The sequence below is a fragment of the Methanobrevibacter sp. UBA412 genome, from assembly GCA_002495685.1.
In the GTDB taxonomy this organism is placed as follows: Archaea; Methanobacteriota; Methanobacteria; order Methanobacteriales; family Methanobacteriaceae; genus Methanobrevibacter_A; species Methanobrevibacter_A acididurans.
Window position 1 is genome coordinate 12,442 of record DAGJ01000002.1, and the last position, 17,893, is coordinate 30,334.

The following is a 17,893-nucleotide window of genomic DNA, read 5'->3' on the forward strand; positions in this document are numbered from 1 at the left end:
TACTATTAAGTCTATTTTAAAGAGAAGCAGTTGCATTATATACAATAGAAAATATAGTAGGAATTTCTATACTATTAAGTCTATTTTAAAGTATCAACTTCAAGACAATATATATACTCACTTAATGTATTTCTATACTATTAAGTCTATTTTAAAGATATTCATCATTATGATTTGTTTGTTTCAAAAAGTTATTTCTATACTATTAAGTCTATTTTAAAGTTATCCGTTGCACCTTTTGGGGGTGTTTACGACATGGTATTTCTATACTATTAAGTCTATTTTAAAGTTTTTTTCAATATTCATTTTTTAATCTCCTAAAGCTATATTTCTATACTATTAAGTCTATTTTAAAGTAAAACAAATAAATAATGGAGAAATAAGTATTTTAATATTTCTATACTATTAAGTCTATTTTAAAGATTACTTCAAAGAGGTATATGAAGAAAACCCAATTACATTTCTATACTATTAAGTCTATTTTAAAGAAAAGAGGTTGAAGAGTTAATTAAAGAATATGTTGAAAATTTCTATACTATTAAGTCTATTTTAAAGATTTCATATCGAACACCAAATAGGAACAATATTACACATTTCTATACTATTAAGTCTATTTTAAAGGTAACCAGTCTAACTGTTCCAAGTCTGCATCATAACACATTTCTATACTATTAAGTCTATTTTAAAGTTTTATTGCTACTAGAAATAAAATAACAAGTCTAGTAATTTCTATACTATTAAGTCTATTTTAAAGGAAAACCTGATGCTGTGTCTTCAATTTCGCCTTTATGGATTTCTATACTATTAAGTCTATTTTAAAGCCAACAAGTTGTGAATGCTGTATTATTTATCCAGGAATCATTTCTATACTATTAAGTCTATTTTAAAGCTGAGGATAATAATATTATTGATGAATTCCCTTTAAGTAATTTCTATACTATTAAGTCTATTTTAAAGGATAAAAAAGCTGACCAACTGGGGTAATAATCGAAGTATTTCTATACTATTAAGTCTATTTTAAAGTTCTAAATTTTTTAGCTAAGTTTATAAATTTTTTAGCATTTCTATACTATTAAGTCTATTTTAAAGGTTTAACCAATCCCAAGGTAAATTTTCAGATTCAACATTTCTATACTATTAAGTCTATTTTAAAGGAAACTGGTATTGACTTTAGTAATTGTATGATACCTGATTTCTATACTATTAAGTCTATTTTAAAGATTGTGCTTTGAATGTTTTTGTTTCATTTTCAGGAATATTTCTATACTATTAAGTCTATTTTAAAGTAGTTTCTATTTTTTCGCTTTTGTTGTTTTCTCTATATTTCTATACTATTAAGTCTATTTTAAAGGAAATCACTAATCCAAGTACAGATTATATTTACTTCCATTTCTATACTATTAAGTCTATTTTAAAGTCTCCCATATCGTGTCATAAAACATTCTACTGATGAATTTCTATACTATTAAGTCTATTTTAAAGGTACTTGCTTAATAGTACTTTAGTACCCACTACTATAATTTCTATACTATTAAGTCTATTTTAAAGACAGAAAGTTGAAAATAATTATATAACTTTAACTTATTTCTATACTATTAAGTCTATTTTAAAGCAAAATTCTAAAGAACCATCTGTACTGCAGTCATCAAATTTCTATACTATTAAGTCTATTTTAAAGTGTTCCTGCTGTAACACCCATCATTTCCATTATTCCAAATTTCTATACTATTAAGTCTATTTTAAAGTTGATAATATTAGTAGTTATGATCCTGAATATGCTGAATTTCTATACTATTAAGTCTATTTTAAAGGGGGGTAGTAGTGGGGAATAATTTTTGAACAATAACTATTTCTATACTATTAAGTCTATTTTAAAGTATTTGTACCGCTGCAACATTCAAGGAAGCTGTTGAATTTCTATACTATTAAGTCTATTTTAAAGCCAGCAACAAAATTTTTCAAAACAAATACAATCAAATTTCTATACTATTAAGTCTATTTTAAAGTCCAAATAAACAATATTATTGACACCTATAGCTATATTTCTATACTATTAAGTCTATTTTAAAGTTATAAAGAAAAAAATGTAGTAGAAACAATAATATATTTCTATACTATTAAGTCTATTTTAAAGTTTCTTTCCATACTTAAAGATTGCACTGCAGAGTATAATTTCTATACTATTAAGTCTATTTTAAAGCATGCTTATTATAAGCATTTGTTGTTAGCACTTCTTTATTTCTATACTATTAAGTCTATTTTAAAGAATTTGAAGAAAGCAAGAATGATAAAGATTTAGACATATTTCTATACTATTAAGTCTATTTTAAAGAAAGATATTTGAAGCTTCAAAAGTCCCTAAATCTCTATTTCTATACTATTAAGTCTATTTTAAAGTTAATAGTATCTGTTCTTGTAGTGACTGTTTTACTTGATTTCTATACTATTAAGTCTATTTTAAAGTCAGATACCCTGCTATTTGTAGGGCTGAATGGCTAATTTCTATACTATTAAGTCTATTTTAAAGTGGACTTGTGGATATTGTAAAATATACAATCTTAAATATTTCTATACTATTAAGTCTATTTTAAAGACAGATAGCAATGGGAACTTAACAATATTAATAGAATATTTCTATACTATTAAGTCTATTTTAAAGAAGAATTCAGCAACATCGTAACAAGTGAACATGAATATTTCTATACTATTAAGTCTATTTTAAAGATACATCTTCGCTACTTGCCATCGTGTTTATTTTCCCTATTTCTATACTATTAAGTCTATTTTAAAGAACTCGCGAATTTGTGTTATATAGATATAGATTTTTCATTTCTATACTATTAAGTCTATTTTAAAGTTTCCTGCTTCTAATTCAAATAGGAATTGTAGAAGGTATTTCTATACTATTAAGTCTATTTTAAAGGGAATTGTAGAAGGTTAAAACCTTCTAAAGCTTCCCATTTCTATACTATTAAGTCTATTTTAAAGCCAAATATAGAAAAGGTTGTAAGCTGCAAAACTAAAACATTTCTATACTATTAAGTCTATTTTAAAGCTAAATTTAGGTTTTTAAAACCTATTTTATTATTTGATTATTTCTATACTATTAAGTCTATTTTAAAGGTTTGTGTGTTTGTGTGTAATGTATTACTATTATGTCATTTCTATACTATTAAGTCTATTTTAAAGGTAGTAACTGCAACATCACCAAGATAATATAACACTATTTCTATACTATTAAGTCTATTTTAAAGAAAACCTATAGGAGCTAAATATGGTTCCCTGTTCCCATTTCTATACTATTAAGTCTATTTTAAAGCCTTTTTTATGGAAAACTTTAGTTCTTGAATTTCCAAATTTCTATACTATTAAGTCTATTTTAAAGATTTTGAAGAAGAAAACGAAAATATATATTTTTTTGAATTTCTATACTATTAAGTCTATTTTAAAGTTGTTATACAAAAAGAACAGATTTAAAACCGGAATTACATTTCTATACTATTAAGTCTATTTTAAAGTAATAATCTTCAAAAAAGTATTACCTAAAAAAATTTAATTTCTATACTATTAAGTCTATTTTAAAGCAAAACCTTTATATACTGGTGGGTACTAAAGTACTATATTTCTATACTATTAAGTCTATTTTAAAGATTCTTTGCATAGTACAACGTTTCCGGCGCCGTGGTCATTTCTATACTATTAAGTCTATTTTAAAGTCGGCGGATTTTTGCCTTATTTTGTTATTTTATGGTTTATTTTACTTAAAATTTGTGGTGTGAAAAGTCGGGTGGTAATGATGTATGTCCTTTATAAAGGTGGACTAAAAAATAAAATTTATTGGATTTTTTTCGATTCCTAGTATATGTTTTTTTAAATATTTTTCTGGTATTTCATATATGAATATGGAATCTGTTTCTTCATTTATTAATTCTTTTAATTTATCCATTATTTTTGTGTATTGTGATTGGGTTACTTCTCCTTCAAATACTGAGTTTTGTTGCCAATGCAAATGTGTTCTTAGGAATTTATGTACTTTGTTTACTCTGTCTACATTTACATCATATACTATTATTAAGTATATTTTTACCACCACATTTTAAAGCTTTCATATTTTTTATCATTCAAGACGTGTTTGATTAGTTTGTATCCTTCGAGTCTAATTAAGTAGCGGTAGGATACTTTTTTATTGAGATTGGGGTGTTTTATTGTTGTGTCCATCTTTTTTTGGTATTCTTGTATGAATTTTTGTTTGCCTTTTTGGTTTAATAGGACTCCTATGTTTGTTGTGAAATCTTTTTTTGTGATTTGATTTGTGTTTATTAGTTTGAATATGATTCTGCTCACTATTATGGGTTTGAATATGTCTGCTAGGTCTAATGCTAATGAGAATCTTCGTTCGGAGGGTTCGTGGAGGTAACTTATGGAGGGGTGTAGGTAGGTGTGGTATATTTCGGATAGTGTTGTTGTGTATAGTAGGGAGTTTCCGAATGATATTAATGCGTTTAGTTCTGTTGTTGGTGGTCTTATTTCTCTTTTTCCCATTTCGAAGTTTTTTACTATGGTGTTGAAGCTTTGGTAGTAGTTTTGCCATATTCGGCCTTCGCTGCTCATTATTTGATTTATATCTCCTTTTATGTTTTCTTTTTCAATGTTATTGATGTAAAGGTTTAAATCTTTCCCTTTTTTGGAGTAATATTTTAATGTGGTTAGAATGTTGAATCTGATACCTTCTACTATTTCTTTTGCTAGGTATTGTCTTTTTTGTTTGTCTATGTAATGTGCTGATTGGTTTACTACTACTAGTCCTGAGTTGAATTGAATTCTGGGGTATAGTGATCCTTCGTAGTAGCCGTATTTGTTGAAGAAGTTTATTATTATTCCTTCTTTCATTAGGTATGATGCTGCTCCTGATTTTATTGTTACTTTGGCTTCACAGTTTATTTCATTTATGGAGTGGATTGGTATTGCTTGTTTGATTTCTTTGTTTATGAAGAAAATTGTGTTGTCTTTTCTTTGGATTATTCCGTTGCTTGTTAAATATAATGGTTTTTTAATTTTACTCACCTTATTTTGAAGTTTTTTTTATATCATGCATAATTCATAAAATGAACAATTCTTGCAATAGGGTCTTTTTTCTGCTTTGGGAGGTGTTTTTAAATTAATGATATGTGGTATATCTTCTATTATTTTAAATATTTCTTCTTCTATTTCATTTGTTAATATTATTTCATCTTTTTTCTTTTCTTTAGGATATACTAAATATCCTTTAACTTCTTGATTCATACTTTTCTTAGTATTATACATATAAAAATATAATTGGTACTTAGCTCCAATTGTTAATTTACTTGATTTTTTAATTTCAAAAATATTAATACCTTCATTAGTTTTTACATAATCAAATACCATATTATCAAATTGGATTTCCTTATTCTCCCTAGAATAAGATTTTTCATGAATATACTTACCAATACTTATATCTTCATTATTATAATTCATGTTAATTTGATTTGCAAAAAACCATAATTCTCTTTTACAGGTAACATAATACTGGACCATAACCCCAGTTATTGGAATATTATTCATAGTCATAATTATCAAATAATAAAAGCTTCTTCATCATCTTCAAAAATAAAACCAGTTTCAATATCATATTTACGAGCAATATCTTCAGGGGCAATGAATCCTAACCAATCATTACAAATATTAGTAGAACCAAATTTTTTAGAACTTATAGAAATTATATAATTATAAAATTCAGCTTTGATTTTTAAAAACAATTCTTTTTTCTTAAAATTATTTTCACATTTTTCCATGTCATTAAATTTTTCCCACAATAATTGGCTTTCTTCGTCGAAGTTTACAAACACATCAATCTTTTCAACTGTTTCTTCTATTAATTTAAAATCTGATGAGATTTTACCTAAATTTAACTCCTTAATAATTTTTAATAAATTTTTATCTTGACTTCCATTCTTTAATAAGATTTTATTATATTCTTGTGAAGTGATTAAGTTGAATTCTTTCTCAGAACAAGATTCTTGTTTCTTAAGTAAATCAATAGTACTACTTAATAATATGGAATCATAAACCATTCGACTAAATTTTCGACCTTTATCATTTATTAAGGATATAACATTCACTTCCCCTTTAATTTTTTCATTATTACGATTACATCGTCCAGCAGTTTGAATTATAGAATCTATAGGGGCTAAATCCCGATAAATAATATCAACACTAATATCAACACCTGCTTCAATTAATTGAGTAGTGATAATAATTTTCCTTTTTCCCTCTTTTTTCAATTCATTTATCCTTGATAATCTATGCTTTGGTATTATGTTAGTAGATAAATAAACCAAATTAATAGTATCTGAAATATTAACAATACCATTAACTGTATCAACAATAATATTTTCATACTGATCTTCAAATCTTTCTTTAATATAAGTATAAACATCTTTTGAAGATTGTATTGTGTTTAAAACAATCATAATATCCTTTTCAGGATTATTCACTATTTCATCAATAATAAAGTCTTTAAAATCATTTAAATTCATATCTTCTAAATTAAAATTATAATTTACACGATTAAAAACTGTGAAATATTCATCCTTAGAAATTAAAGGTAAAATTTCACCGTTTTCCTCACTGAAAATTAAAGGTTGTGTTGCAGTCATTAAAATAATCCAACAATTAAATTCATTGGCTAATTTTTTAAGACAAATATTAAGAATATTCCAATATTTATAGGGAACTGCTTGAATCTCATCTAAAATTATAATTGAATTCACCATATTATGAAACTTACGAAGAGATCTATTCTTATTACTAATTAAACTATAAAAAAATTGTATAAAAGTAGTTACAATGATTTCACTATTCCAACCTTCAATTAAAATACGAACATTGTTTAAATTTAATTCTTTATTATGATTTGATTCTGTTGTGTATTTCATATCAGATAAATAATTATGTTTAAGTAGAGCATTAGTATCTTTAATACCATCAGTATGAAGAACATCACGAATAACTTTCTCATTTTGATCTATTATACTTAAAAATGGTAAGGAATAAATTATACGGGGATTGAAATTTTTTTCTTCTTGAATTCTTTTTTTAAGTTTTAATGCAAAATTAAAAGCAGCTAAAGTCTTACCTGAACCAGTTGGTAAATCAATACTATAAATATGTTTATTTAAATCTAAAATTGGAACTTTTTGATTAATTTCATGATACGCTTTCTCACGAATACAATTTATACCCTCTGATTTTAAACCAAACTTTTTCATTTTGTATAAATCCACAATATCCGAAGGAATATTTGGCCTATTAAATAATTCTGTTTGTGAAGCATCAATTTTATCTGAATCAATTAACATAGAATATAATAATATTAAAGTAAAATAATTTTCAATATTTTCATCAAAAATAATATCATCTAGTGATTCTTCAATTTCATCTAAAATATCATTATAACTATTTATAAAATCGTTTAGATTTATATCATAAGTTTCATAAAATTTTCTTAAATCATATCCATTATTATTTTTAATATTATTTTTAATATTTTCTACTTGTTTTTCTCCAAGGTCATGATTTAAGCTAACTTTGTTAAGTTCTCCAGAGGTTCCTGAAATATTTTTAAAATCCCCATGATGTCTTAGAATAACTAAATAAGTTAAACTACTTAAATCTAAATCAAAACTAATATTATTTTTACTTAAATAATTCTTAACAACATAATAACCAAAAACTGCAGATAAAAATCCATGATTTTTAAGCTGACTTTTCTTACCATCATTTAAATATTCTTGAAAAAAAGTAGTGGATTTAGCAAAATCATGACATAAACCAATAAAAAAAGAAATTTGAGTATAAAGATTCTTATCATTTATACTTAAATTTTTACAAAAACTTTCACAATTACAAGCCACATTCAACAAATGCTCTTCTAAACTTTTACTAGGATGAGATTTTAGTTTAGAATAAGATAACATTATCCCCACCAATCTTATAATAATCAGCAGACTCTAACTGAATACTTTTAGTATTCTCTTCAAAATAAAACTCTTTAAAACTTGTAACAACCCTATTTGAATCCATAAAACAAGGAGTTTTAATCAAACCATACTTCCGATCAGATTCAATAACCAAATTATGACCCTCTTTAGGTATTACAGAATCAACACAAACATTATCACCATTAACTTGCTTCAATTCAATAAAATCATCACCAACCATACTAAAATTAGCAATACACTCACTAATACCAAGATATGGAGTGTAAATTGATTTATGATTCCACAGTAAATCATATAACTTACCCATTAATTCCTGATCTTCTAATCCTACATAAATCCGATACTTTGGATTCTTTAAAAATTCAGCTTCAACTTGGGAACGCTTACCCGGACCACGAATATCATGTAAAAAGAAACCTTCCTTAGTGTTAATATAATTTAAATTAAAATGAACCTTTTTTATAGGATTTAAAATATTTACCCCAATTTTACTATTTTCCTCATCAAAAATATCATAATATGAATCCCTAGGCAAACCAAGCATAGCAGATATTAAACCTGCAACAGTAGTCCTACTAGGGAAAGGATAAGAGATAGTGGAAGTAGTAGTATATCCTCTACGAAAATAACCATAATCCGCCCATACATCAAAGGCTAAAACTTTACTTATCATTTTCCCATAAAACCTCCCCAATAAAAAAGAAAAATTCTTTTATAATTCTTCAACACTAATACCTAAACCTTTAATAGCATCTAATAACTTATCAGATGATTCATAATTAAAGAATTTAACATCACTATCAAACTTATAATAAACCTTACTAATCTTATCTTTTTCTTCTTCTAAATTACTTAATAACTTATTTAAGTTAATTTCAACTTGGTTAATATTACGAATCAATTTACTATCATCTAAATCATAATTTATACTTACTTTATTGTTTAAATCCCCAATAAAATAATTTTCCTTATATTCTATTTGAAGTAATAAACGTGGTACTTGACCAAATTTAGAACGTGTAATTAAATTCTTAGTACCATCCCAAATACCTTCAAGTAATAATCCAACATCATTATCACTCATACCAGTATCCTTTGCAGCAATCTCATTAACCACACCATAAAAACCAATCAAACTATAAGGTAAAATATACTCTTCACGAAATGTTTTCTGATCTTTACCTGCACCAGATGCAAAACCACCAGTACCTTTAATATGATTAATTTCAACCTGATTAAGAGAACGACCCATACGGAACTGAACAGGACCAGTTAAAGTAACACTACTCTTCTCCTTCTTAGTCTTAACCTTTGGTTCTATTGGAATAGTTGCACCAAATAATCTAACATCAACACAATCTTGTATTACATTTGCTTTAATATCTTCTCTTGCCTCAGTTAAAGATTCATATTTTTCTTTAGTTAAAAATTTATCTGCTCTTTGCTTAGCATCATTTAATTTACCCTCATTATCAAAAGTATCAGTAATGAAAATTTTCTCATCCTTATAATCTCTTAAATAATCACGTATAGTTCTTTTTAAACGAACATCAGTTACAAGGTTAGTTTCTGTTTCTTCATCTAATCTTGGCTTATTACTATCTAATGGATCACCATTAGGATTTGCATCATTTATATCATATAAAAATAAAATCTCAGATCTATTCATACTTATTCACCTTCACCATTTTCTTTATCTTTTTCTTTTTTATCATTCACTGCATAAGCAAGTGTATAACCTAAAACAAAATAATAACTTATTTCATCACGACTTAACTTCCAATTATTCTCCGCATGCATTAAATTAGCACTAATATTCTCCTCTAAAACAGGATAAGCACTATCATATTCCCGTAACTTACTAAAAACCATAGGATACAATTTAATTATCTTATTCTTATCTAATGATAATCCCCATAATTTATTAATAAATGGAGAAGATCCCAATTCTTTATATTGTTTATATGTTAATTTACGAGTTAAATCACCTAATAAGAAAACTGCTTTCTTATCAGGAGCATCCAAGAAATCATCAATAATTGATGAATCAGACTTCAATTCTTCACTATCTTCTAAATTTATCTTCATAATTTTTTCTCCTTTTAATAAATCTAAATTATTAAAAAATAATATTAAAGCAAAAGACTTCAAAACAGGCACACTAATACCATAACCTTGTCTCCAATTCTCACGAATCTTATTCATAAAATGAGTTAATAAAAAACCATAATCCAATTTCTTCTCACTCATAACATCAGTTACAATACCTAAATAATATGTTCGAGAATAACTACTGAAAAAATCACGTAAAAAACTCAAATACCAATTATAATTAGTAACCGTTGCAAACTTATTACTAAGATTACTGATTGTTACGAAATCTCCCTCTTTATCCTTTCCTAATACTTTCTTCATATTCTCTTCATTAAAAAATTCTAACCTACTAATACTTAATTGATTATCATAAATTTCACGCATCCAAGAAGGCAATACACTTTCAACATAAGCTAAAATATCAAAAGCATTATTACTAGATTGATAAAATAAAAACTTAAATTCTAATATATTCCCTAATTTATCAACAATACCAGCTAATTTATCTTCACGAGAAACAAGATCAGCACGATAAGTTAAATACTCATCCTCACGACTCAAATACTTATATATTTCATCAAAACCTTGACGAGGATTCACCAAAAAGTTAGGTATCACATAATAAGTTAACCCAAACTCGGAAAAAGACAAATACTTCTCAACAAACTTCTTACCTGCTTCTAAATATAAAGCACAATCACCACAAATAGGTAACTGCTTCCATTGATCCTTAACTAATAAACCAGGAACATTACCTGGCTTATCAGGAGTAGAAAATGAAAAACCTATACTATTTGACACTAAACCATAAACTTCCTTCTGTTCATCACATAAAAAACAAACACCATCACCTTTAACCTTATTACTGCCTTTTTTATAATATTTAATAGTAGCACTAGAAATCAAAACATTCCTAAAAGCTTCATAATCACCAATAAACTTCAAATCACCACCAAGACTTATAAAACCAATAGTCAAAAGAACATTAACTTTTTCAGATAATAATTCAAACTTTTCCCCAATATCCTTAGTAATTATATCCTGATTTTCAATTAAACAAGTATTAATTTGTTTAAAAAAATCATCCTCACTTTCATGATTAATAAACCATTTAAAAAACTTATTAGGCAAAGTCTTACCCAAATCCGTAATCAAACAAGAAGGAGTAATATCAGTACCACGAGAAGAACCACCACGATACAGATACTTAGGATTATCATCACTATCATAATCACGTTCAACTACACCAGCATACTCCAAATTACCCTTATCTTCTTTTAACTCAACAACTAAAACTGACTTAGTTCTCTTTGCAAGTTTACTCGCATCCAATAAAACATTAATCTTATCCAAATCTTCTTTCTCAATCCATAACTTACCAATTTCATATAATGCATTTAACAAAACACTCACCTTTTATTATTAAGCATCCCAAAACCAAGACTATTCTTCTCACCTAAACCAACATCAAAAAGGAACTGATAAAAACCCTTATTACCCTGATTTAAATCAAACTCTAAACTATTCCATAAACTACCAATAATCAAAAAGGAATTACCCTTCTTACTAACTTTAACTGCAACCTCCTTCTTAAAACTAAAACTATTAAACAATTCACCATCCAAAACAAAATCATCATCAGTAAAAGCATTAAACTTCTTTAAAGCATTATCCAACAAACGATTGAAGAAAAAATCAAAATCAGGACCAGACTTAAAACTATAATACCTATTAACCGTATTATCTTCAAACAATACAATAGGAGTACTAGTAATCAAACAAGACCCCACCCTAGTCCTTAAAAATCTAACACTTACAAGAGTAAAATAAAACTTATTCAAACGAAACCCATCTAAACCATCTAAAGAATCATTCAAAACCTGAATAAACAAATCATTAGGAGAAGAAACAATCAAACTTCGAACATCACCCACCTTAAAATCCGCAACAGGAAAAATATTACTAAAATTAAAAAACTTAAAACCCCGAACATTATGATAAACTGACAAATCAGTACCCTTCAACAAAGAATACAAAAAACCCTGAACATCATACTTACCAATACAAGAATACTCCAAATCAGCACAAGATTTAAATTTAATAATCAAACGACTAATAATATCACCCACTTTAAAAAAGTTAATTAAATATTATAAATTTTAAATAATTAAAGTTTACTATTTTAATTAAAATAAAATTTTTGATAAATTTTTAACATTATCAAATAATTTAATTAAATACTCAATATCCATATCTAAAATGGGTTCATACATAAAGGAATTTAAATGAATATTCTCAGGAGTCATAATACAAACTTGTTTTAATATTTCCCTATTTTTTTCATCATTTTCCGTGCTGAATTCTTCCTTAAAAATTTCATATAATGTTCTTGTTTGATTTCTTTTAATTTCATTTGTATTATTCAAACTATCCAACATAAACTTTTCAGCATGTAATCTTATAGCCATTGAAAGAACAATTTTATTTTCTAAAAGAATACCATTCATATCATTATCCGTTTTAATTTGTATTGCTTCATTATAAATTAAATTATAAATTGTGTCTTCAGAATTAATAACTGGCATGTCCCATTTTTCATAAATTGGTTCAAGATCTTTAACTTTTAATTTTTCCCCATCTTCTTTAAAATGTAAAATTGAAGTTAATAAATTTTTATCATCCTTATTTCCAGCTAATTCAGATAAATTACGTAAAAATGGAATAATAGATAAAAATGCTTTTTTTGCATTGTGTTCTGTTTCTATATCAGATTTTAATTTAAATAGTATATTGTCTTTATTTTCTAAATTAGGTTTAATTAATTTAATATCAAATTCATTTTTAACTGCAAAAAATGAACTTTTAGATAAACTTAATCTTGATTTAACTGTTCTGAAAAAATCATAATTATGAGTTAGAATAATTGATTTGAAATTAGAACTATGTGATAAATCATACAAATATTCTATAATTGCATATTTATTTTCATAATCAAATGAGTCCGCGATATCATCAAAAATTAAAAGAACATCTCTTCCGGTTTTTTTCAATAATTCAATTTTGTATAGAATATTCAGAAGATATAATGCTCTTTTTTGACCCGCACTATAAAAAGTTTTTAATGTTTCAAAATTTACAGAGCTAACCTCTTCATTATTCAAATATTCTTTATCAGGTTTTAGATTAAAAACTATATTAGGTAATTCGTCATTTAAAATTATATCTTTTTTATTTTCAATTTCCAAAAGAAATGGAATTTTAAATCTTTGATTAAAAAGATCTACAACTTCTTCCCAATCAGTTCTTTCTTTTTCCACAGAAGTTTTAATTTTATTAATTTTGTTTTTATTATTTTTATACAATACAATTAAATCATTATACAAATCTCTTTCATTATTTAAAATAGAAAGCCAAAACTCTTTTCTTAAATTAAATCTATTTTCCTTTTTTAGTCTTACTGCAAAGAGAGGATTATCAAGTAAATAACTTCTAAGATTTTTTATATCATTATTTCCAGTTAATTGCTTATTGATTAAATCAAATTTAGTTTTTATATTTTCATCAGACATTATATCTTCAATTTGTTTATCTAATAAACTTTTTAATTCATCAATACTTTTTACTTCTTCATTAACACCTCCAAATTTAATGGAATGCCCTGCTTTAAATAGATTATTAGTTTTAATATTTTTATATAAATTTTCAGCATTTACATTATCAAAATTATCTTTATCATAAATTTTTGAGCTTTTTAATAAAGCATTTAAAGCATTAACATACCCATTAATGTTTTGTACCAACTCTTCATTATCTAAAATTTTTATAACTTTTTCACTAAATAAATTATTATATTTCAATTTTAAAACATCAACATTGTTATTCTTACTTAAATTTTTTTCAACATCAATCATTAATTCTAAAAAAGACTTATTTTCACAAGAGAAATCTTGTAAAATTTTTTTTTCTATAAAATCTTCTTGATTTTGATTTTTAGGTACTGATATTTTAGAAATCTTTTTAATTTTTTTAAATAATTCCTTTCGTTTTAACAAAATTTCACTAATAAGAGTTTCATATTCTTTTTTACTTTTATCATTAACCATTAATGAAGAAATATTATCAAAATTATATTCATCATCAAATGATTGAATTACTAAAATATTATTTTTAAAATCTTCTGATTTTAATAAATCAAACTCATTATTTTCATTATAAATTTTTACATTATGTTCTGGATCTTTTTTAGTGAATTCATTAATAGGTTCTTTACCCTCACTCAAAAATAAAAAAGTCTTAGCGAATGAAGTTTTCATAGTGCCATTAGATGCATAAATAAGTGTTGAATTATTATTATTAAAATTAAAAGTGTGTTTTAACTTATTTATTCCATTACAATTTTTAAATTTAACATCAATTTTATTCATAAAAATCACCTCTAAATATTAATTATTCTTTTTACTATATAAAGTTTATTATGTATTATATTACTAAATAAAAATTTATTGAAAATATTATTAATAAATATAAATTCAAAATTGGATTTTTTCAAAAAAACAATTATCACTATTAAATTATTTAACATAGTATATAAATATACAATATTACTAAATAAAAAAAAATAAAAAAATAAAAAATTTTACTATAAAATATACAATAAAAATTAAAAAACGATTTTTCCAATATATTTAACAAAATCAATAAGTATAAATACCATTATAGCATATTATAGTTTTTAAAATACACTTAATAGTATAGAAATTTTAGTAATATCATACAAAATTTTACTTTAAAATAGACTCAATAGTATAAAAAAATAAAAAAATAAAAACTCTTTAAACATCATTTTAAATAAAACTAAAAATCTAAAATCTTCAAGCATAATTTTAACTAAAAAAATTAATAAAATTTACAAAACCTAAAAAATTAGTTTAAAAAAAGGAATTGATATAAATATTACAAATAAGTAATTAGAATTTTAAAAAAAATAGCATTATTATTTAATTATAATTAAAGTAAATCATAATTTTTTAAAGAATGTTTTGATTATAAATTTAAGGACTTTTAGCCCAACCCTCAAATACTAAAAAAAATAGTAGGATAAAAAAATTTAGAAATAAATAGAATTATTAATGTTTAAACTTTAACTGCATCCGTTTTCACAAGATTAAACATTTCTTGAACATTATCAGAAATGTTTTCTTCAGTTACAGGTATATTTAATAATTTTTTTCGTGAACCATATTCTTGAGCAAATGATCTACTCATAAACTTAACATTTTTAAAATCCATTACAATTTTTTCATACTCTTTATTTTCTAATTGTTTAAATAAATTTTCAGCATTTAATCTTATACCTAAATTAGAGGTAAATAAATCTGCTAAGTATATTTTTTTAATATTCAATTTTTTCATACCTCCCCAATACACATTTTTTTTAATGAACTTTAATTAAATTAAATTTAATAAATTGATAAAATAATTTTATTTATTCATATAATTATAATTCTATTTTCATAAAAGTTTTTGAATATAAATAAAAATAATCATTAACTTTTTTTAAACTAATTTAATTATTCTAAATATTATAGATAATGTTTTACTTTTTACTTAATTTTAATGACTTTCTTCTAAATGTTACATTTTTATAGAAAAACACTTTTTTTTAATGTTCAAAATGTTACATATATAACTATGAATTTATCATACTATTTATTGAATAATATATTAATATTAAATAAATTTTAATATTTTATATTAATTTGTATAAATGTTACATTGTTACCTTTTTCTGGAGAGGGTGCCCCCTTATATAATAATATAATATAATTTATATTTTTTTTATATGAATTACAAAAAATTCTCACTATAAGGGGGGCTCTTATTTAAAATTTAAGTAACTTTTAAAAAAATATTAATATAAAGGTTCCGTTTTAAAATCTAAGAATTTTAAGGTTAGATAAGCGTTACTTTTTTTAAGGTAACTTTCAGGTAACAGTATTAAAAATGTAACAGTTTTTAAAATATTTTTAAAATATTTAAGAAATCTTTAAACCTTATAATATAATCTTAAAATTATTAGATTAGAAAAAACATAGTTTTTAAAAATGAATTTGGATAACATAAGCCTAAAAATTATAGAAAACTTTAAAAACTCATCATTAGTGTAATTGTTTCCCCCCATAGTTTTAAAAGTTTTATCTAAAACTTCCACTTCTTTTCAGTATTTGGTTTCCTGTATCAAAATCTAGATTTGTAATAAATAAGACTTTTTTTTAATTTTTCTAATTAGATTAAGTTTTTTTTGATGATGGATTTATGCAAAAATCATGATTTGGTACAGTAGTAAACCGTTCTGTATAATTTATTTGATCCGTGTTTTTACTTTTCATTTGGTATTTATTAATACTTATACAATCATTTTTTTCTCCTATGATTTTTTTGATAAGAGAATATTAAATGTGAGATTTAATTAAAAATAAACTTTCCAGAATTAATAATTTTATAAACCTTTGAATTATCTATTAAAACTTCAGAATTATCAATAAAACCTTTATTTGCTGAAACAAAACATAAATTTTTAATAGGTTTATTTAATGCTAAATCATGAGCTTCTAAAAATATTGTTAAATCTAGTTCATGAAGTAAATTACGAATATTCTTCTCTAATTCCTCATCCCTTTTTTCCATTGTATGAATTATTAATTTTTCATTACAATATGTTTTAGATTTATAGAAAATTTGGAGGAAATAATTTTTAACTTCCTGAACATTATTTATAATTTTATCAATATTAATTTTATTTTCATAATATTCATTAGATTTCTCCCAAATCAAATCTATTATCTGATTTTCATTAAAATCAAATTTTTTAAAATTAGTTAATAAAGATTTAAAACTGGATTTATTCATTAATTCATAATTTTTAGAAGTTTTCTTAGACTTTCTTAATTCATTTAATAATAAATTGATAAAATCTGAAAAATTTTTCTGAATTTCTGATGATTTTTTTTCACTTTCACCTTTAACGGTTTGTGAGTAATATTTTGGATTGTTTGATTCAATAAAACGTTTTACATTTTCGTGTTGAGGTTCCCATAAAAAATAGTAAGAAATTATAACATTAGTGTCAAAAAAGTAAGATTCCACTTTACATATCTCCAAAGTATGTATCTTTTAAAACATTAGCTACTTTTACACATGTTTTTTTATAATCTGGATCAATACCAACATAATTAGTGTAATAGTTTTCTTGAAAATCTAAAAATTTAGATTCAAAATTAGCGTAAATATTTTTAAAGTTTTCTAGGTTATTATCTTTAAAATATTCTTTTTGAGCAATTAAAACATCTTTCAAATCTTCTAAAATATTATCAACTAAATTTAAAGCTTTAAAATTAACATTATTAACATCTTTTAGAATATAATTTAAAATATTATGAATTTCTAAATAGTTACTAACTTCATCTTCAAGCACATGATTTTTTTCAATATCATTTAATAAAGATTCAGAATTCATTAACATTCTTTGAACTAAAAATTCCTTATAATCTAAAGCTTGATATTTCTTATCAAGAATAGTAAAAGATGAAGCAGTATCTAAATTATCTTCTGTTGAAGGTTTTTGGAAAAAATTACTAAACTTATTGGAATCATTTATAAGATTATTTAATAAATTACTTTCTCGAATTTCTTGAGTGCCCACACTACTCATCATTACACTTCCATAAAAAAATAGAACTCTTTTTTTAATATTATATTATTAACTAAAAACATATATA

At 24.1% G+C, this 17,893-nt stretch carries 12 protein-coding genes and 1 CRISPR repeat array; all 12 genes read right to left on the reverse strand.

Features of this window, described 5'->3' with window-relative positions:
• Positions 1-62 precede the first annotated feature (62 nt).
• A CRISPR array of direct repeats spans positions 63-3,716; the repeat unit is 29 nt; unit sequence ATTTCTATACTATTAAGTCTATTTTAAAG.
• Positions 3,717-3,820: 104 nt separating this feature from the next.
• On the reverse strand, positions 3,821-4,093 hold the full coding sequence (gene cas2, locus BP997_RS00145) for a CRISPR-associated endonuclease Cas2 (protein ID WP_413827201.1): 273 nt from the start codon (positions 4,091-4,093) through the stop codon (positions 3,821-3,823).
• Entirely contained in the window at positions 4,084-5,064 is a 981-nt protein-coding gene (cas1b, locus tag BP997_RS00150; RefSeq protein ID WP_413828577.1) for a type I-B CRISPR-associated endonuclease Cas1b, read from the reverse strand. Before cas1b ends, cas2 begins: the two co-directional genes overlap by 10 nt.
• 18 nt (positions 5,065-5,082) lie before the next feature.
• Positions 5,083-5,589, reverse strand: coding sequence for a CRISPR-associated protein Cas4 (cas4, locus tag BP997_RS00155; protein ID WP_413827309.1), 507 nt, complete (start codon positions 5,587-5,589; stop codon positions 5,083-5,085).
• Between the two features lie 5 nt (positions 5,590-5,594).
• The gene (cas3, locus tag BP997_RS00160; RefSeq protein WP_413828578.1) at positions 5,595-7,997 is read right to left on the reverse strand and encodes a CRISPR-associated helicase Cas3'; all 2,403 of its coding nucleotides are present in this window, start codon (positions 7,995-7,997) and stop codon (positions 5,595-5,597) included.
• Entirely contained in the window at positions 7,981-8,694 is a 714-nt protein-coding gene (gene cas5b / locus BP997_RS00165) for a type I-B CRISPR-associated protein Cas5b (protein WP_413828579.1), read from the reverse strand. The genes cas3 and cas5b overlap by 17 nt, the downstream gene beginning before the upstream one ends.
• Before the next feature lie 39 nt (positions 8,695-8,733).
• Complete coding sequence (gene cas7b, locus BP997_RS00170; protein ID WP_413828580.1) at positions 8,734-9,690, reverse strand: type I-B CRISPR-associated protein Cas7/Csh2; 957 nt, start codon at positions 9,688-9,690, stop codon at positions 8,734-8,736.
• 2 nt (positions 9,691-9,692) lie between these two features.
• Entirely contained in the window at positions 9,693-11,519 is a 1,827-nt protein-coding gene (locus tag BP997_RS00175) for a TIGR02556 family CRISPR-associated protein (protein ID WP_413828581.1), read from the reverse strand.
• Positions 11,520-11,524: 5 nt separating this feature from the next.
• Positions 11,525-12,223, reverse strand: coding sequence for a CRISPR-associated endoribonuclease Cas6 (gene cas6 / locus BP997_RS00180; RefSeq protein WP_413828582.1), 699 nt, complete (start codon positions 12,221-12,223; stop codon positions 11,525-11,527).
• Positions 12,224-12,301: 78 nt separating this feature from the next.
• On the reverse strand, positions 12,302-14,539 hold the full coding sequence (locus BP997_RS00185; RefSeq protein ID WP_413828583.1) for a hypothetical protein: 2,238 nt from the start codon (positions 14,537-14,539) through the stop codon (positions 12,302-12,304).
• A gap of 709 nt (positions 14,540-15,248) precedes the next feature.
• A complete protein-coding gene (locus tag BP997_RS00190; protein WP_413827218.1) occupies positions 15,249-15,518 on the reverse strand; it encodes a hypothetical protein in 270 nt (89 codons plus the stop codon).
• Positions 15,519-16,580: 1,062 nt separating this feature from the next.
• Positions 16,581-17,261 carry a hypothetical protein gene (locus BP997_RS00195; RefSeq protein WP_413828584.1) on the reverse strand — a complete coding sequence of 227 codons (681 nt, stop codon included), beginning with the start codon at positions 17,259-17,261 and terminating at the stop codon, positions 16,581-16,583.
• 1 nt (position 17,262) lies between these two features.
• On the reverse strand, positions 17,263-17,829 hold the full coding sequence (locus tag BP997_RS00200; protein WP_413828585.1) for a hypothetical protein: 567 nt from the start codon (positions 17,827-17,829) through the stop codon (positions 17,263-17,265).
• Positions 17,830-17,893 lie beyond the last annotated feature (64 nt).

Excerpts from the sequence above, each read along its gene's own strand:
- cas4 (WP_413827309.1), bottom strand. The coding sequence starts at position 5,589 with ATGACTATGAATAATATTCCAATAACTGGGGTTATGGTCCAGTATTAT.
- cas3 (WP_413828578.1), bottom strand. The coding sequence starts at position 7,997 with ATGTTATCTTATTCTAAACTAAAATCTCATCCTAGTAAAAGTTTAGAA.
- cas5b (WP_413828579.1), bottom strand. The coding sequence starts at position 8,694 with ATGATAAGTAAAGTTTTAGCCTTTGATGTATGGGCGGATTATGGTTAT.
- cas7b (WP_413828580.1), bottom strand. The coding sequence starts at position 9,690 with ATGAATAGATCTGAGATTTTATTTTTATATGATATAAATGATGCAAAT.
- BP997_RS00185 (WP_413828583.1), bottom strand. The coding sequence starts at position 14,539 with ATGAATAAAATTGATGTTAAATTTAAAAATTGTAATGGAATAAATAAG.
- BP997_RS00200 (WP_413828585.1), bottom strand. The coding sequence starts at position 17,829 with ATGATGAGTAGTGTGGGCACTCAAGAAATTCGAGAAAGTAATTTATTA.